15 protein-coding genes and 2 rRNA genes are annotated in these 16,258 nt (G+C 46.1%); 15 read left to right on the forward strand and 2 right to left on the reverse strand.

Features of this window, described 5'->3' with window-relative positions; genetic code table 11:
* Positions 1 to 120 precede the first annotated feature (120 nt).
* Positions 121 to 393, reverse strand: a complete 273-nt coding sequence (locus L7H18_02435; protein UMX48378.1) for a hypothetical protein — start codon at positions 391 to 393, stop codon at positions 121 to 123.
* Between the two features lie 357 nt (positions 394 to 750).
* On the opposite strand from L7H18_02435, the gene L7H18_02440 reads away from it, so the two are divergent.
* The 9 genes from L7H18_02440 (at position 751) to rrf (ending at position 8,435) form a co-directional block, all read left to right on the forward strand.
* Positions 751 to 1,122 carry a hypothetical protein gene (locus L7H18_02440; protein ID UMX48379.1) on the forward strand — a complete coding sequence of 124 codons (372 nt, stop codon included), beginning with the start codon at positions 751 to 753 and terminating at the stop codon, positions 1,120 to 1,122.
* A 123-nt stretch (positions 1,123 to 1,245) separates the two neighbouring features.
* Positions 1,246 to 1,734: a hypothetical protein gene (locus L7H18_02445; GenBank protein ID UMX48380.1), complete on the forward strand. Its 489-nt coding sequence runs from the start codon at positions 1,246 to 1,248 to the stop codon at positions 1,732 to 1,734.
* A gap of 160 nt (positions 1,735 to 1,894) precedes the next feature.
* Complete coding sequence (locus L7H18_02450) at positions 1,895 to 2,032, forward strand: hypothetical protein (protein UMX48381.1); 138 nt, start codon at positions 1,895 to 1,897, stop codon at positions 2,030 to 2,032.
* A gap of 15 nt (positions 2,033 to 2,047) precedes the next feature.
* On the forward strand, positions 2,048 to 2,359 hold the full coding sequence (locus tag L7H18_02455; protein ID UMX48382.1) for a hypothetical protein: 312 nt from the start codon (positions 2,048 to 2,050) through the stop codon (positions 2,357 to 2,359).
* Between the two features lie 252 nt (positions 2,360 to 2,611).
* Positions 2,612 to 3,346: a transposase gene (locus tag L7H18_02460; GenBank protein ID UMX48383.1), complete on the forward strand. Its 735-nt coding sequence runs from the start codon at positions 2,612 to 2,614 to the stop codon at positions 3,344 to 3,346.
* Between the two features lie 70 nt (positions 3,347 to 3,416).
* Entirely contained in the window at positions 3,417 to 4,232 is an 816-nt protein-coding gene (locus L7H18_02465; protein UMX48384.1) for a sortase, read from the forward strand.
* Positions 4,233 to 4,287: 55 nt separating this feature from the next.
* Positions 4,288 to 4,776: a hypothetical protein gene (locus tag L7H18_02470; protein ID UMX48385.1), complete on the forward strand. Its 489-nt coding sequence runs from the start codon at positions 4,288 to 4,290 to the stop codon at positions 4,774 to 4,776.
* 436 nt (positions 4,777 to 5,212) lie between these two features.
* Positions 5,213 to 8,232: ribosomal RNA gene (locus tag L7H18_02475) — 23S ribosomal RNA — on the forward strand.
* 94 nt (positions 8,233 to 8,326) lie between these two features.
* A 5S ribosomal RNA gene (gene rrf, locus L7H18_02480) occupies positions 8,327 to 8,435 on the forward strand.
* A 235-nt stretch (positions 8,436 to 8,670) separates the two neighbouring features.
* On the opposite strand, the gene L7H18_02485 is transcribed toward rrf, so the two are convergent.
* A complete protein-coding gene (locus tag L7H18_02485; protein UMX48386.1) occupies positions 8,671 to 8,835 on the reverse strand; it encodes a hypothetical protein in 165 nt (54 codons plus the stop codon).
* A gap of 372 nt (positions 8,836 to 9,207) precedes the next feature.
* On the opposite strand from L7H18_02485, the gene L7H18_02490 reads away from it, so the two are divergent.
* The 6 genes from L7H18_02490 to serS all read left to right on the forward strand — a co-directional run bounded on the left by L7H18_02490 (position 9,208) and on the right by serS (position 16,191).
* Positions 9,208 to 10,062, forward strand: coding sequence for a rod shape-determining protein MreC (locus L7H18_02490; protein UMX48387.1), 855 nt, complete (start codon positions 9,208 to 9,210; stop codon positions 10,060 to 10,062).
* Positions 10,059 to 10,376: a hypothetical protein gene (locus tag L7H18_02495; protein ID UMX48388.1), complete on the forward strand. Its 318-nt coding sequence runs from the start codon at positions 10,059 to 10,061 to the stop codon at positions 10,374 to 10,376. The genes L7H18_02490 and L7H18_02495 overlap by 4 nt, the downstream gene beginning before the upstream one ends.
* Entirely contained in the window at positions 10,351 to 12,435 is a 2,085-nt protein-coding gene (gene mrdA / locus L7H18_02500) for a penicillin-binding protein 2 (protein UMX48389.1), read from the forward strand. Before L7H18_02495 ends, mrdA begins: the two co-directional genes overlap by 26 nt.
* A gap of 142 nt (positions 12,436 to 12,577) precedes the next feature.
* Entirely contained in the window at positions 12,578 to 12,949 is a 372-nt protein-coding gene (locus L7H18_02505) for a hypothetical protein (protein UMX48390.1), read from the forward strand.
* Between the two features lie 305 nt (positions 12,950 to 13,254).
* The gene (gene lysS, locus L7H18_02510; protein ID UMX48391.1) at positions 13,255 to 14,802 is read left to right on the forward strand and encodes a lysine--tRNA ligase; all 1,548 of its coding nucleotides are present in this window, start codon (positions 13,255 to 13,257) and stop codon (positions 14,800 to 14,802) included.
* 84 nt (positions 14,803 to 14,886) lie between these two features.
* The gene (gene serS, locus L7H18_02515; protein UMX48392.1) at positions 14,887 to 16,191 is read left to right on the forward strand and encodes a serine--tRNA ligase; all 1,305 of its coding nucleotides are present in this window, start codon (positions 14,887 to 14,889) and stop codon (positions 16,189 to 16,191) included.
* Positions 16,192 to 16,258: the final 67 nt, after the last annotated feature.

Consider the following 16,258-nt stretch of genomic DNA (forward strand, 5'->3'; position numbering starts at 1 on the left):
ACCCCCTGTTAAAAACCCCTGTTAAGGAAACCCTGTTGAGGTTTGACCTCAACAGGGGTTTTATATCCCGTTATCCCCGTTGAGGTCCCCGTTGAGGTCAAACCTCAACAGAAGTTGATATTAAAGGGTCTGTTGCCGAATTAGCTTCAACTGCAATTTCCATTTTTCGGCTGCAAAGAATTCATCATTCGTAAATATATACTTAGTATATACTTGCATCGCGTTTAATTTTACCGGGCGCAAGCCCTTTTTTGTTTGGGTGATGCGAATTAAAACGCGGTTTGGCGTTTTCCACAGACGGCGGCGCGGCGGAGGGTTGACACGGATTTTCCTTAATGTGAAGGTCAGACCTTCGCAACCTTTATGTATTTTAGCTGTAGCTAAAAATATCAAATTTGAAAATGCCTATTGCTTTTTTTTGGATCTTTGATAAAAGGAAAATACCTACCAAGAAGGGTAGCAGGATGTTCGGGGTCGTAGAACTCCTTCAGCGCATGGTTCGAGGGCCGAGTGATCGCCTCACCTGAAACAACAGTAACCATCGCAACGAAGCGCGACCGCGTGGAGTGGAATGTCGGTGCACACTCAGCGCCACCAGGGACCGATGGATATGTTTATCCGGGTGTTGTTTTATCTGCTTGCTGGCGTAAAAGCGATAAAACCAGCCCCCCACTTTCATCTTATGGTCTGATGGAACCTAATCCATCAATTTGAGCCAAGTGATAATTCGCGCGGCTCCTTTTATTTTCCTTGACAAATCTATTTTTTAAAGTTATTGTTTCAGCAGCTCCTTGGAGGCCTGTCATGTTAAGTGTTGACGATATAACATCTTTAGTAGTAGCCATATATTGTTTTAAAGATACGTCGAGAGTCGTTGTTTTTGAAGCGATTTGTAATGGCGTGGTTGAGCGTAGCGCTATTGATGAAACAACTAAATTACCATACGCTAAAATAAGTCACGCATTATACACGATTAGGGCGAACGGATTTATACGACAAAGCGAACACATGGGGAGTTGGGAATTAACGGAATTGGGTAAGAAGATGAAACATATTTTGTTTTACCTAAAAGATAGCGAAAATGCTAAAGAAGCGGTAAAAATTTTAAACCGTCATTTTTGATCCAAAGTTTTTAACTGCGGATTTTTTTATTAGAAATTGGCGCTTTCTTAACGCGAAGGTTAGACCTTCGCAATCCCCGCACCGAATACCACTTATTATTACCGCTGTGTTTCGCACGCGTCTTTGGCGGTGAGCGTCGATCATAGTTTCACGACATCGGCGGCCGGGCAGGTGGCGGGGATTCAAACCGAACGGGACGGCTTTGATGGAGCTTTGGGTATGCCAACCGGAGCAAACACAAGCGGGACGGATGCGGATGCGGATGGCAGAATAGAACCGGGCCGGGTTGAAGGCGCGCAAACCGAACGCTCCGATGAAACTTTTGCCGGTGCCGCGGACGAGCCGCGGAACGGCGGAATTGAATCCGCGGCAAAGGCGGGAATTTGTTGGCCGGATTTTCCTTGGTGGGTGTTTTTGATCCTTGCGGCGATTTGCGGAGCGCGGGCTTGGGCGAATAAAAAAAGCCGCCGGTTATGGATGGCGGGCGGTATTGTTCCGCTGGCGTTCGCAGGGTGGGCGTATTTTGCCAAACCTTGCGTTGACTGGAAATTGTTCGCGGCGATGGCGGTTGTTGCGCTGGTTGCCTGGGTTGTCGACCGCAATCGCAAATGACCAATTTCGAGCTTCGTTAAAAGAAATATGCCATTGCGCTTGGGCGAGTGGAGAATGGGCGGCGCCTGTTGAGGTCAAACCTCAACAGGCTTTTTGTATCCCGTTATCCCCGTCCTGTTGAGGTTTGACCTCAACAGAAGTTGATATTAAAATTAAACATATGAGAAAAGAACCGTTTTTTGTTGGCGATTATGTTCATGTTTTTAATCGCGGCAACCGCAAAATGGATATTGTGCGCGACAATATCGATTTACTTGGTGGCGAGTTGCAAAAAAAAGAAAAATGGCGCATATTGTAATTGCGAGCGAAAATTATGGAAACCATAACTTTATCCAAAGAAAAATATTATGAATTGGTGGAAAAAGCCGCACTTTACGATCGTTTTCGGCAACAATACGGAAACGAAGTTTTTGCGTGTCCGCCGGTGAAAGATGCCGATAGGGTTATGGAATCGTTTGCTAAAACCGGACTTTACAGCAAGAATTTTTTGGAAAGTTTTAAAAAAGGGTTAGGGCGATCTTCTTATTTTAAACATGAGAATCCTGCCTCTTCATCCCGAACTACGAGATTATCTGAAAAAAAGAAATCTTGTGGAAAAATTCGCCAAACAAAAACGGATTTTTGAGCAAAATCCGTTTCACCCGGGTCTTAATACCGAATTGTTGTCACCCAAAAGACTGCGGTTCTGGAGTTTTAGGATTGATCGAAAATATCGCGTCATTTTTATTTTTCGCGGTCGCGCCATAGTTGAGATCATCGATATTAACGACCATTATCAATGAGAACCCTGTTGAGGTCAAACCTCAACAGGGTTTTTGTTTCCCCGTATTCCTGTTGAGGTTTGACCTCAACAGAAGTTGATATTAAAATTAAACATATGAGAAAAGAACCGTTTTTTGTTGGCGATTATGTTCATGTTTTTAATCGCGGCAACCGCAAAATGGATATTGTGCGCGATAATATCGACCGTTGGCGTTTCCTTTCGATTTTAAGATATTTCAATGACCAGCGGCCGTCTCTGAATATTTTGCGCGAACTCCTCAATACGCGCCTGTTGAGGTTTGACCTCAACAGCGCCGAAAAGAGCTATTGTTTTGATTGGCCGAAAAATTGGCCGCCGCAAAAACCTCTCGTGAGGATTGTTTCATATGCTTTAATGCCGAATCATTATCATTTGCTTCTGCAAGAAATTGATGACGGCGGTATTTCCGTATTTATGAAAAAACTCGGCAATGGATTTACCGGATATGTCAATATCAAATACGATGAGGTGGGTAAAATTTTTCAAGGGTCATACAAAGCGAAAACCGTGAAAAACGAGAATTATTTGCAGTATCTGGATGCTTATATCCAAGTTTTGAATCCGTTTGAGCTTTTGTCGCCGGAATTCGTAATCAAGTCGCCGCGAAAAGCGTTTTTGGAAGTTGCCGCCAACCCGTTTTCCAGCTTGGGAGAGTCTCTTGGATTGAATAATTTGCAAATCGTGGACAGAAAATCAATTGAGCGAGAAATCGGCCTGACGAGCGACCGCGAAAAATATCTGAAATTGATCAATGATATTATGGCCGCCGGCGGTTTAAAAAAAATCCTCGGCGAGTTGCTCTTCGATTGATCTGTTGAGGTCAAACCTCAACAGGCATTTTGTTTGACCTGAAGGCGGTTTTTGTATAGGATGACATAATATGAAACCGGCAGGGAAGTCGATTAAAAGCTTATTTTTCGGGAAAAACGGCAATACAATGATCGCGTTTTTGGGTTTGCTTTCTATCGCGTTGATTTTGGCCGCAATCTCGTTCGGGTCGCGGGCCGATTGGAGCGATTTCAAAAAATTTATGCCGCGGCCGAGCGATTTGGCAACTTCGCCGTTGGCGCGGGATTTGCCGCGGGAAAATAAAAATCCGGAGGAACCGGCGGAATCGGCCGAAAACCGGCCGGCGGCGGATGAAGCGGATAAAGCGAATGTATCGGAAACAATCGGCCCGGAAGCCGCGGTCGCGGTTGAGACCGAACCGGAATTGAAGCCGGTGGTTGAAGCGCCGACGGTTCCGGCGACCGCGCCGGACGCGGCAAGAGCCGATATGGTGATCATTCCAAAGATCGGCGTGAACGCACCGGTAATCACGCCGCGGACGAAAGACGCGGCTCAATTGAAAAAACTTCTTGATTCCGGCGCGGTGATCTATCCGGATTCGCCAGTTTTCGGCGCCGCCGGGCAAACGATCGTATTGGGACACAGCGCGCCGCCGAACTGGCCGAAAATCAAACACGACACGATTTTTTCCCGCATCGCGGAATTGTCCGCGGGCGATAAGATTATCGTGGTCTACAATGACCGGACCTATAATTACTCGGTATCGCAAGGCCAGATCATAGAAAAGGGCGGCGCTATCCCCGCGATGGTCTCCGACGGCAATTCTTTGGCTCTGGTAACTTGCTGGCCGCCCGGCCGCGACCTCAAACGAATGGTGGTGCAAGCCCAACTTGCCTCGGTGGAGTGAATTTGGAAATTTGACATTGGCGATAATGATTTGATAAAATTCAATTATCGAAGATATGGCAAACAATAATATCCAAAATAATCAAAATATCAGCAATAAAGAATTGCTCGATTTTTTGATAAAAAAGTTTGACGGCATCGATCAAAAGTTTGTCGCAATCGATCACAAGTTTGACGCAATCGATCAAAAGTTTCTTGGCATCGATAAAAGGTTTGACGCAATCGATCAAAAGTTTGTCGCAATCGATCAAAAGTTTCTTGGCATCGATAAACAATTTGATGTTTTTAAAAATGAATATGTCGCGGATTATAAGGGTTTGGCGGATTTAATGATGAATCAATTTGAAAAGTTTTACGAAAAGCTTGACCAGAAAGCCGATAAATCGGATATTGACGCAGTTTTGACGCGGATCACGCAATTAAGCGACAAGGTTGACGATTATCGCGCCGATCAGATTGGTTTGAAGCGCCAAGTTGACAAACACGAAAAATGGCATCGCCAAACCGCAACCAAAATCGGATTGAAATTAATTCCCGAAGCGTAACGCCGAGGGATTTTTTATTGAAAATTCGCGCGGATTTTGTACATATCGGGTTATCCACATACGCGGCGTTGCGGGACTATTGACACAGGTTTAATCTTTTGCTAATCTCTCATTGTTGGATTAAATAATGTTAACGATATACATACTCAAAAACACACTAAGAAGCTAAATTTTCCGCGGATTTAATTCTTGTGGAAAATCGCTTCCCAAAGCGGTTTTTTTGTTGGCTGATTTCAGAGGGGCCAGAACTTCTAAAATTAAATAGTTAGTTATTTGCCAAATGGAACTTACATCGAGTCCATTGGCAATTCCAAAGTCTTTTTGAAACAATTAGTCTTCAAGGATTTTCGCGGAATAGACAATGCCATTAGTGGTAATGGTAATTTTATCCACCGCCAAAGTCCGTCAAAAATTGAAGTTATTAATTGCTAGCCAAGGTAAGTAAAATTATAGGCACATGGTGGATGCCTTGGGACTGGGAGGCGATGAAGGACGCAGCCTGTCTGCGATAATCCCGGGGGAGGTGACAAGCAACCTTTGAACCCGGGGTCTCCGAATGGGGAAACCCTTTCCGGCGTTGAACCGGAAAATCCCATAGCGCAAGCTAGGGAAGCGAACCTGCGGAAGGGAAACATCTCAGTACGCAGAGGAAAAGAAAAAAATCCTCGCTTCGGCGAGGGACATTCTCTTAGTAGCGGCGAGCGAAAAGAGAAGAGCTCAAACCAGTTTGTATTTCGCTTATGTTCATCAAAATTGGTGGATATAAGTGAAATACAGGCTGGGGTTATAAGGTAAGGATAATCCCGAGCGTAAGCGAGGGACAAAGCGCATCAATATGCAATTTGGTTAACCCAACTACCCTGGAAAGGGAGGCCATAGCGGGTAATAGCCCCGTAAGTGAAAATCATTGCAAGCTTTGAATCTTTATTCTTGAGTACCGCGGGAAACGAAAGTCCTGCGGGAATTCGGCTGGACTATACAGCCAAAGCTAAATACTACCCAGTCACCGATAGTGCACAAGTACCGTGAGGGAAAGGTTAAAAGTAGGGGGGTGACCCCGGTGAAATAGATCCTGAAACCATGATGCTTACAAAGACTCGGAGTGCTGAGGCGCAAGCCGAAGTATGACGGGGTGCTTTTTGTAGAACGAGCCAACGAGTTTAATTTATCAGTTAGTCTAAGCGTCTCTGACGCGAAGGCATAGGGAAACCAAGTCTTAATAGGGCGCAATCCCGAGCGTAAGCGAGGGAGTACTGATGGGTTAAGACCCGAAGCCAAGGCGAGCTTGCCATGACCAGGTTGAATCCCGCCGAAAGGCGGGAGGAGGACCGAACCGGTTGACTGTGCAAAATCTTCGGATGAGTCGTGGTAAGAAGTGAAAAGCTAATCGAGCTTGGTAATAGCTGGTTCTCTCCGATATAACTTTAGGGTTAGCGTCCTGCGCTAATGGTTTTGGAGGTAGAGCACTGAAAGAAATTCCGTGGCGAAAGTCAGGTATTTCTATCAAACTCCGAATGCCGGAACCATTGCAGGGCAGTAAGACTACGGGCGCTAAGGTCCGTGGTCGTAAGGGGGAAAGCCCATGACCTCAGTCTAAGGTCCCCAAATCAGGCTAAGTGCAAAACAAGGAAGTGAGATTCCTCTGATAGCTAGGAGGTTAGCTCAGAAGCAGCTATCCTTTAAAAAGTGCGTAACAGCTTACTAGCTAAGGAGTTTTGCGCCGTAGATTAACGGGGCTCAAGCCTGATACCGAAGACGAGGGTGTCCCGCATTTTTGCGGGGCGCGGTAGGAGAGCGTTCCCATTGCAGTGAAGCGGAACCGTGAGGTTTCGTGGAGCGTTGGGAAGTGAGAATGTTGGCATGAGTAACCACAATGCATGTGAGATCCATGCACACCGAAAACCCAAGGGTTCCGTGACAATGGTGATCAGTCACGGGTTAGGCGGTCCTAAGGCACAGCCGAGAGGCGCAGCTGATGGACATCTGGTTAATATTCCAGTCCTTCCGTTTCTTGCTGAGAAAGTGACGAAGTTTAGTACTCTGGGCGGGTTATTGGATTCCCGTTGCCAATTTGATTGTTCCGGGCGCAAGCTCGGGATGAAAGAATTGTCGAGATGTTTCCCGCAAGGGAGATAGATTCAGACGAGCAAGCTTCCCAGAAAAACCTTTCAAGGGCTATCAAGAAAGGGAAACCGTACCGTAAACCGACACAGGTGGGTTGGCGTCAAATTGCCAAGGTGAACGAGTGAAAGTTCGTGAAGGAACTAGGCAAACAAGTATGCGTACCTTAGGTATATGCATTCCCTTCATAGCAATATGGAGGGCGCAGCGAAGGATTCTCAGGCGGCTGTTTACCAAAAACACAGGTCCCTGCTAAACTCGTAAGAGGAAATATAGGGGCTGAGACCTGACCAGTGCCCGTGTGTTAAAGCTGAGGGTGGATTTGATCGCAAGATTGGATTTGCTCATCGGTCTAAGCTACGGGTGAACGTCCGCGGTAACTCTGACCGTGTTAAAGTAGCGTAGTCCCTTGTCGCGTAAGTTGCGACCCGCATGAAAGGTATAACGATCTGAGAACTGTCTCCACGAATTACTCGGTGAAAATGTAATGGAAGTGAAGATACTTCCTACCTGCGACTAGACGGAAAGACCCCGGAAGCTTTACTGTAGGGTGATATTGAGTTTTGAATTTTGATGCGTAGAATAGTGGTGAGGATTTGAGGTCTCGTTTTCGGACGGGGCTGATCCGACAGTGAAATAGCCATCTTTAAAGTTCATTATTCTAATTTGAAAAATGACAGTGTCACTTGGGCAGTTTAAGTGGGGCGCTTGCCTCCTAAAATGTAACGGAGGCGTTTAAAGGTCAGCTAAGCACGGATGGAAATCGTGCATGTTGCGTAAAGGCATAAGCTGGCTTAACTGCAAGACGGATGTGTCGCGCAGATGCGAAAGCAGAACTTAGTGAACCGATGCTGGTTATTAGAATCGGCAGAGATTATCAAACAAAAGTTACTCCGGGGATAACAGGCTAGTACGACCCACGAGTCCATATCAACGGTCGTGTTCGGCACCTCGATGTCGGCTCATCATAGCGCGGGGGTGGAGAAGCTCCCAAGCGTCCGGCTGTTCGCCGGTTAAAATGGTACGTGAGCTGGGTTCAGACCGTCGCGAGACAGGTCGGTCCCTATCTATCGCAGGCGTTTGAGTTTTGAGGAGAGTCGACCCTAGTACGAGAGGACCGGGTTGAACTGACCTCTGGTGTGCCAGTTGTTCCGCCAGGAGCATTGCTGGGTAGCTAAGTCGGGAACGGATAAGAGCTGAAAGCATCTAAGCTCGAAGCCTCCTCCAAGATTATAACTCTTAGTTTCCTCCAAGAACAGGAGGTTGATAGGCTGCAGGTGTAAGCGCGGCAACGCGTTCAGCCAAGCAGTACTAATAAACGATCAAAATTGCCTTGGTTAGCAATTAATGACCTTAATTTAATTGCAAAAAGATTGGAATTGGAATAAAATAACTAACACAACAAAACAATACGCGATTGCGCGCATTGTAAGGAAGCTATACCGATGGTGCTCCACCTGTTCCCATGCCGACCACAGAAGTGAAATCCATCAGGGCCGATGATAGTCCGATCGGGCGAAAGTAGGTAGCTTTCTTACAATGCGCGCAATTTTTTGTTACAAATATGTATTTTTTGCTATCGCAAAATTTGCATAATCATGATATTTTAAATTGCGAAATGCTTTGTATTTTGGGTCTATCTCTTGCGTAATCGCAAGGGTTAGACCCCTTTAAAGCATTTGAATTTAACGGTTTCGTAATCCAAAGTAATCAATCTTTTGCTTCCCAAACAAAAAACCGCATCTGATTCAACCAGCGCGGTTTTTTTGGGTTTTAGAAGTCGCCGTCGGCTTCATCTTCGCGATCGTCGCCGGTATCGTCGTCGTCGATCAAAGTCGAATCGTCATCGTCGTCGGATAAATCCTCGTCAACGATGTTGTCGTCGTAATTTTCCAATTCTTGCGAAGCGATCGCGGTTTGTATTGTGTCGTCTATCATTAAAGTTCCTTTTAAATAATAAAAGATATTTTAAAAAATATCTCGACCTTTGGCTATGATTGCTGGATTTCTGGGATTAAAAACCTTGGCGGATTTTCTTTGTTTCGGCGATTCCGAAACCATGAAAATGTTATCACATTTTCTTTAGCCGAGGCAGTCTGAGGCGGATGAAAATGTTATCACATTTTCTTTAGCCGAGGCAGTCTGAGGCGGATGAAAATGTTATCACATTTTCATATATTAGTTATCTGCAAATTTTTGTCAATAGGCGAACTCGCGAGTTATCCACAATGCTTGACATTGTCCGCGCGGCGGTGCGAAATTTTTGCGCGGGGGTGGAAAATTCTTGAGTATTTGATATATAATTGTTATATGAAAATATCTGCTTCGCGGGGATTGGCGGCGGCAATTACGATCGCGGCGGTCGCGGCCGTAATTGCCATAATGAATGTTCCGATAATTAATTCGGCGGTTAAAAACACGGCTTATTTTATCGTCAAACCTTTGCAAAGCGGCGCTTGGGTCGCGGGCGCGCGGGTCTACGGATTTTTTGAGCCGCTTTCCAGAGCGGGCGCGCTGGCCGATGAAAACGCGCGTTTGCGCCGGGACACGGTTGATTTGTCGGCAAAGAACGCGCGGATCGGCGAATTGGAAAACGAGAACGCCATGCTTAGAGAAGGTTTGAATTTGGAATTGAACAAAGACTTCGATTTGAAACTGGCCCGTATCGTGGGCAAAAACATCGCGCAGGATGTTTTGATAATCGATAAAGGCGCCAAAGATATGGTGCTGGCGGGGATGCCGGTGATAACCGGGCAAAAAGCGCTGGTTGGCAAGATATCGAAAGTGTACGATGATTTTTCCGAGGTAACTTTGGTTACGAACAAGAGTTTTTCTTTTGATGTAAAGATCGGATCGGAAGGAATCGACGGTCTCGTAAGGGGCAAGGGCGGATTCTCGGCCTATGTCGATCTGGTGTCCAAGGGCAAGGAATTAAAAAATGATATGCCGGTTGTCACCAGCGCGTTGGGCGGGATTTTTCCGGCCGGATTGGTTGTGGGGAGCATAAAAGAGATCGACAAAAACGATATAGAAACTTTTCAATCCGCCGAATTGTCGCTGGCTTTCGATATTAACGGAGATATCGATGTTTTTGCGGCCAGCGGAAAATATCCGGCCGGTTTTCAAAACGGAACCGCGGCGGTTGAAAACCAAACCAAGAAATGAGAAAAAGACAGATTGCCGTAATCGCGGTTTTAGGAGTTTTAGCTGTCGCGCAGGCGAGTTTTGCTCCGCATTTTGAACTGTTCTCGTCAGGATGGTTTGAGTGGGTGAATTTCGTGAACATCGCCGTGGTTGTTACCGCGCTTTTCGAGCGCCGCCGCAACAAGTTCGGCTGGCTGGCCGCTTTTTGCGGGGGATTTTTTCTTGATTTGTATTCGGGCAGATTCTTCGGCTTTTGGATGATTTTTATTTTGGCGTTGGTGGCATTGATAAAATTTGTGGTTAAAAAATATGTTCGGATTCCTTCATATTGGTAAAAAAAACGGTAAAATTTTTTTTGACCGGCGCGAAGATATCGAGCCGCACGAGATATTTTATGATTATCTGGCCAAGAAGCACGAAGAAACGGCCGATATCGGCGAAAAAAAATTTGAAATATCTTTGCCCCGGAAATCTTTGCGATTGCCGCTGATACTGGCCGCGGTTCTTTTCGCGTTGGCGCTGGGCCGCGTGGTGGAATTGCAGGTTGTCGAAGGCGCCGAGTTTCAAGCTCAAGCCGCGCAGAACAAGTATCTTTTTTATAAAGTGCAATCCGATCGAGGAATCATTTATGACAGCGATTTTAATCCCCTGGTGGAAAATTTATCAACATTCGACTTGCAATGTATTGACGAAAAAATGCCCGCCGGCCCGGAGAAAAAAGCGTTGATTTCCGGTTTGGCGGCGGTTGCGGAAATTGACGCAGGGCAGATCGAAAACGCGATTGCCGGCGCCAAGATTCCCACCGTGGAGAATTTGGGGCATCAAGCGCTGATCGTTCTTGAAGCGCGGATTGCCGATTTTCCGGGATGCTCCATTGTTCGGCGGCCCATTCGCGGTTATGTCAAAGACATTGGTTTGTCGCATTTGCTTGGATATATGGGAAAGATCGAACCCGACGAATGGAAAGCGGCAACGAACATTTATTCGATCAATGATTATATCGGCCGTTCCGGACTGGAAAGCTCTTATGAGAGTGTTTTGCGCAAAGATCCGGGCAAGCTCCGAATCGAGCGCGACGCGAAGGGAAACATTATCTCCCGCGATGTGGCCGAAACTCCGGAATCCGGCGACAGTATCCAATTGTGGCTCGATTATGATTTGCAAAAGAAACTATACGATTCAATGAAGCGGCAGTTGGAAAATTTGGGATTGAAAAAGGGCGCGGCCGTGGCTTTGAATCCGCAAACCGGCGGAGTGCTGGCAATGGTATCTTTTCCCGATTACGACAACAATATTTTCGCGGCCGGCGGTTTGCAGGATGTGAAAAGCTTGTTTGAAGACAAAACCGATCCGTTGTTCAACCGCGTGATTTCCGGGAAATATCTGACCGGTTCAACCATCAAGCCGCTGGAAGCCGCGGCGGCGTTGCAGGAGAAAATCATCGCGCCGGATAAAAATATAAATTGCCAAGGCGGGCTTAAAATACAAGACGCGTACAATCCGGAAAAAATATGGTTCATTCCCGACAACCATACCCACGGTTTGACCAATATGTACAAAGCGATTGCTGAATCGTGCAATGCTTATTTCCAGACCATTGGCGGCGGTTACGAAAATCAGCAGGGATTGGGGCCCACGCGCATCAAAGAATATCTTGATTTGTTCGGCTGGGAGGCCCTTACCAATATCGACTTGCCCGGCGAAGTCGCCGGATTCGTTCCCGATCCGGCCTGGAAAAAGCAAAAATTCGCGGGAACGCAGGACCAAAGCTGGACCGATGGCGACACTTACAATCTGGCGATCGGCCAGGGATTCATCGGCATTACGCCCATTGAAGTGGCCAATGCTTACGCGGCCATCGCCAATGGCGGTACGCTTTATCAGCCCCAAATGGTGAAGACGGTTGTCGACAAGGACAGAGGCGTTGTCGAGGAAAAAAAACCGATCATATTAAAAGAGGGTTTTATCGACCCGCAAAATTTGCAGGTGATTCGCGAAGGTATGCGCCGCGGCGTTAACGGCGCCGGCGCGCCCTTGGCGTCGTCGCTGATCTTAAATTCATTGGGCGTTCCGATGGCCGCTAAAACGGGAACGGCCCAGCTGCGCAAAGCCAGTGACGGCAAGGACTTGATGAACAGCTGGGTGGGTGTTTTCGCGCCCTACGATGATCCTCAAATCGTTCTGCTGGTGATGATGGAAGAAGTTCACGAAGGCCAGCTGGCGGTTCTTCCAGTGGCAAAAGATGTTCTGGGATGGTATTTTGAGCCGAAAGACGAAAACGGCGTTCGAATATCGCAAACTGCGATTGCGACAACCACTGAAAATGCCGGCGCCGCCATCGGCGCGACATCATCCGCGCCCGCGATTGTACAGGAAGAATTGCAAGAAGAATAGCGTTATTTACAAACAATAAGCGGCTGTTATAAAATTAAAATACAATAAATCAAGAGACATGGCGCAAAAACTCGCAAAGAAAAAAATTAATGCTTCCGAAAAAAAGGACAAACAATCTTTTACCGCAACAGAAGTTGGCGCAATGTTGAAAAATATTAATACCAACATTGATCGATTGATTGATGGCCACCAGAAATTGGATCAAAAAATCGACAGGTTGGATGAAAAATTAAGCGCTAAAATTGACGGGCTGGACAATCGCATAGTTTCCTTGGAGAGAAGAATAGTTTCCTTGGAAAGAAGAATGGATTCGATGGAGCAAGAGATGAAAAGCGGTTTTGGAACAATAATTGATTTTATGGAAGCGATTGACTCGGAAGTGGCGGGAATTAAAAATAAACTGGAAACCAAGGTTGATAAAGACGATTACACTATAATTGAGCGAAGAGTAACAAAGTTGGAATTTCAGGCCAACGAGTGCCAAAAAATGATTGACGCGGCAAAGAAACCGTAATTCGTATTTGTATTTTACAGGGGCGGGTCTTGTGCCCGCTCTTTGTGTTTTGCGAATTTGCAGGGGCGATTCCATGTAATCGTTTTACATCATTTTAGGCATAGTTATTACGCATTATATTATAATTTTGTCAAGGGTAGCGGAAATGTAGAAATTGGGGTAAGATTATAAATTAAGTTTGATATGGCAAGGCGCGAATTTGTGGAGGATTGACCTTCCAAAGCTGAGGTCAATTGAAAACAATTTATAAAGGGGTCGCACCCCTGCGCGCTCGCAGGGGAACGACCCCTAATACGAATACTTAAATGGCAAATATTGAGGAACTTAGAGGGGCGCGGTTAAAGAAACTGGAAACCTTGAAGAAAGCCGGGTTTTGGGCTTATCCGATCGCGACAAGCCGGACGCACACGGTTCGCGAAGCGTTTTTGGGTTGGGATGAATTGGCGGCTTCCGAAAAAGAAATTGTGATTGCCGGGCGGATGAAATCAATGCGCGGCCATGGCGGTTTGTCGTTTGCGGATATTGAGGACGGCACCGGCAAAATACAAGCATTCTTTAAAAAAGACGGTTTGGGGGAAAAATCATACCAGTTCTTTTGCGATAACTTTGATATCGGCGATTTCGTTGAGGTGCGGGGTACGCTTTTTGTGACCAAGCGCGGGGAAAAAACCATTGATGTTGCCGGTTACAAAATATTGTCCAAAAGTCTTTTGCCTTTGCCGGAAAAATGGCATGGCTTGCAGGACACCGAGGAGCGTTATCGCAAGCGATATTTGGATTTGATTTTCAATGACGAAGTTAAGCAAAAATTCGTTGTTCGCACCAAGATAATCACCGCCATTCGCGAATTCCTGGACAAACGCGGCTTTATGGAGGTGGAAACCCCGATTCTGCAGACGATCTACGGCGGCGCCACGGCCAAGCCGTTTAAAACGCATTTTAACGCCTACGATATGGATGTTTTTTTGCGGATCGCTCCGGAATTGTTTTTAAAGCGCTTGCTGGCGGGCGGATTCGAGAAGGTATACGAGATCGGCAAATGTTTCCGCAACGAAGGGGTGGACAAACAGCATAATCCGGACTTTACGATGCTGGAGTTCTATTGGGCTTACGCGTGTTACAAGGATTTGATGAAACTGACCGAAGAAATGTTTTTGGAAATTTTGGATAAAGTTTTTGGCAAACAAAAACTTGTTTACCAAGGAACGGAAATAGATTTCACGACTCCTTGGCCCCGGATCGAATTCAATGAATTGTTAAAAAAATACGCTAAAGTCGATTATTGGGAACTGAATCGCGATGGTCTGGCCGCCAAAGCCGGAGAACTCGGGGTTGAATTCGATAAAAACGCGGGCAAAGCCGAGATCGCCGATGAAATCTACAAAAAATATTGCCGGCCGCGCATCATCCAGCCCACATTTTTGATCCATTATCCCAAGGAGTGCAAACCATTGGCCAAACAGCTGGAGCAAGATTCCGATATTCTCGCCAACTACCAGTTGATTGTGAACGGATTCGAGGTGGTTAACGCGTTTTCCGAACAAAACGATCCGATCGAACAGAGAGACCGTTTTAACGAACAGGAAAAAATGTTTAAGCTTGGCTTTAAAGAAGCCCAGCGCACCGATGATGATTTCATCGAGGCGCTGGAGCACGGTATGCCGCCGGCCGCCGGTTTTGGCATGGGTATCGATCGCTTGGTCGCTCTGTTGACCGATTCCAACGCTCTGCGCGAAATTATATTGTTTCCGATTATGAAACCGCGCGTGGAACCGAAATCGGTTGATTTAAATTCGCGGGAGAAACCGATAGAAATTGAAAATGTAAATATCAAAAATCAAAATGACAATTAAAAATGTCAAAATGTCGATGTATTTTTTATTTTAAATTTTACATTGTCATTTTCCATTTTGATTTTTAAATTTTGATTTAATGAAATGTTGGACATTAAATTTATTCGACAAAATCCCGATGTTGTTAAAGACGCTTGCGAAAAGAAAAATATCGAATGCGACATCAACCATCTTTTGGATGTTGATGAAAAAAGAATAAAAGTAATGCGGGAATTGGAAGCGATCGCGGCCGAAAAAAACAAAGCCTCGAAAGCGATCCCGCGAGCGAAGGACGCGGTTGAACGGGAAGGCATCATCAAAGCGATGAAGGCGCTGGACGAGAATGTGGGCAATTTGGACAAAAAATCCAAGGAGCTGGAAGCGGAATACGAACAATTGATGCTTAGCGTTCCCAACATTCCTTCCGATGATTCTCCGGTCGGATCGGACGAAAGCGGCAATGTGGTTGCCGAAACTTGGGGCGAACCCAAGAAGTTTGATTTTCCGGTCAAGGATCATATCCAAATCGGCAAAGATTTGGATTTGATCGATACCGAAGCGGGCGTTAAAACCGGCGGTTTCCGCGGTTATTACCTCAAAAATGAAGCAGTGTTTTTGCACTTCGCGGTGTTTTGGCACGCGCTCAATTTGATGCGCGAAAAGGGATTTACGATTTTCGTGCCGCCCACGATTCTGCGCGAATTCGCGCTTGTCGGGTCCGGCCATCTTCCGGCCGGCCGCGACGAGATTTATCAAATCGACAATCCCGGCAAATTGGAAAGCGGCGAGGAAGTCAAAGAGCCGCTGTATCTTACCGGCACCGCCGAACCGTCGCTTTTGGCCTATCATGCCGGAAAAATTCTTAATGAAAAAGATTTGCCGATAAAAATGTGCGGCATTTCCCAGTGTTACCGCTCCGAAGTCGGCAGTTACGGCAAAGATGCCCGGGGTTTGTATCGCGTGCACGAGTTTATGAAGGTGGAACAGGTGGTGATTTGCAAAAACGATATTGAAGAATCTTCAAAATGGCTGGAAACCATGCGCGAAATTTCCCAACAGATATTGAAAGATTTGGAATTGCCGCATCGGATTTTATCAATCTGCACCGGCGATATGGGCGCGGGAAAATACAAAATGTATGACATTGAAACATGGATGCCCAGCCGCAATGCTTATGGCGAAACGCACAGCGATTCCAATCTCACCGATTGGCAAGCGCGGCGCTTGAGCACGCGCTATCGCGACAAAGAAGGAAATATCAAATATCCGCATATGCTCAACAACACGGTTGTCGCCAGCCCGCGCCTTTTGATCGCGATTTTGGAAAATTACCAACAAAAAGACGGATCGGTTTTGATCCCCAAGGTTTTACAGCCATATTTGGGCGGAATGAAAGTAATTAAAAGATAAAATATCAAAACATAGAATGACAATTAAAAATGTAAAATGTCGGGATATTAACATTTTATAACTTTAC

The sequence above is a fragment of the Candidatus Nealsonbacteria bacterium DGGOD1a genome, assembly GCA_022530585.1.
Classification (GTDB): domain Bacteria; phylum Patescibacteriota; class Minisyncoccia; order Minisyncoccales; family UBA5738; genus UBA5738.

Excerpts from the sequence above, each read along its gene's own strand:
- L7H18_02495 (UMX48388.1), top strand. The coding sequence starts at position 10,059 with ATGAGAAAAAGACAGATTGCCGTAATCGCGGTTTTAGGAGTTTTAGCT.
- L7H18_02450 (UMX48381.1), top strand. The coding sequence starts at position 1,895 with ATGAGAAAAGAACCGTTTTTTGTTGGCGATTATGTTCATGTTTTTAAT.
- L7H18_02455 (UMX48382.1), top strand. The coding sequence starts at position 2,048 with ATGGAAACCATAACTTTATCCAAAGAAAAATATTATGAATTGGTGGAA.
- L7H18_02505 (UMX48390.1), top strand. The coding sequence starts at position 12,578 with ATGTTGAAAAATATTAATACCAACATTGATCGATTGATTGATGGCCAC.
- lysS (UMX48391.1), top strand. The coding sequence starts at position 13,255 with ATGGCAAATATTGAGGAACTTAGAGGGGCGCGGTTAAAGAAACTGGAA.
- serS (UMX48392.1), top strand. The coding sequence starts at position 14,887 with ATGTTGGACATTAAATTTATTCGACAAAATCCCGATGTTGTTAAAGAC.
- mrdA (UMX48389.1), top strand. The coding sequence starts at position 10,351 with ATGTTCGGATTCCTTCATATTGGTAAAAAAAACGGTAAAATTTTTTTT.
- L7H18_02470 (UMX48385.1), top strand. The coding sequence starts at position 4,288 with ATGGCAAACAATAATATCCAAAATAATCAAAATATCAGCAATAAAGAA.
- L7H18_02490 (UMX48387.1), top strand. The coding sequence starts at position 9,208 with ATGAAAATATCTGCTTCGCGGGGATTGGCGGCGGCAATTACGATCGCG.
- L7H18_02460 (UMX48383.1), top strand. The coding sequence starts at position 2,612 with ATGAGAAAAGAACCGTTTTTTGTTGGCGATTATGTTCATGTTTTTAAT.
- L7H18_02465 (UMX48384.1), top strand. The coding sequence starts at position 3,417 with ATGAAACCGGCAGGGAAGTCGATTAAAAGCTTATTTTTCGGGAAAAAC.
- L7H18_02485 (UMX48386.1), bottom strand. The coding sequence starts at position 8,835 with ATGATAGACGACACAATACAAACCGCGATCGCTTCGCAAGAATTGGAA.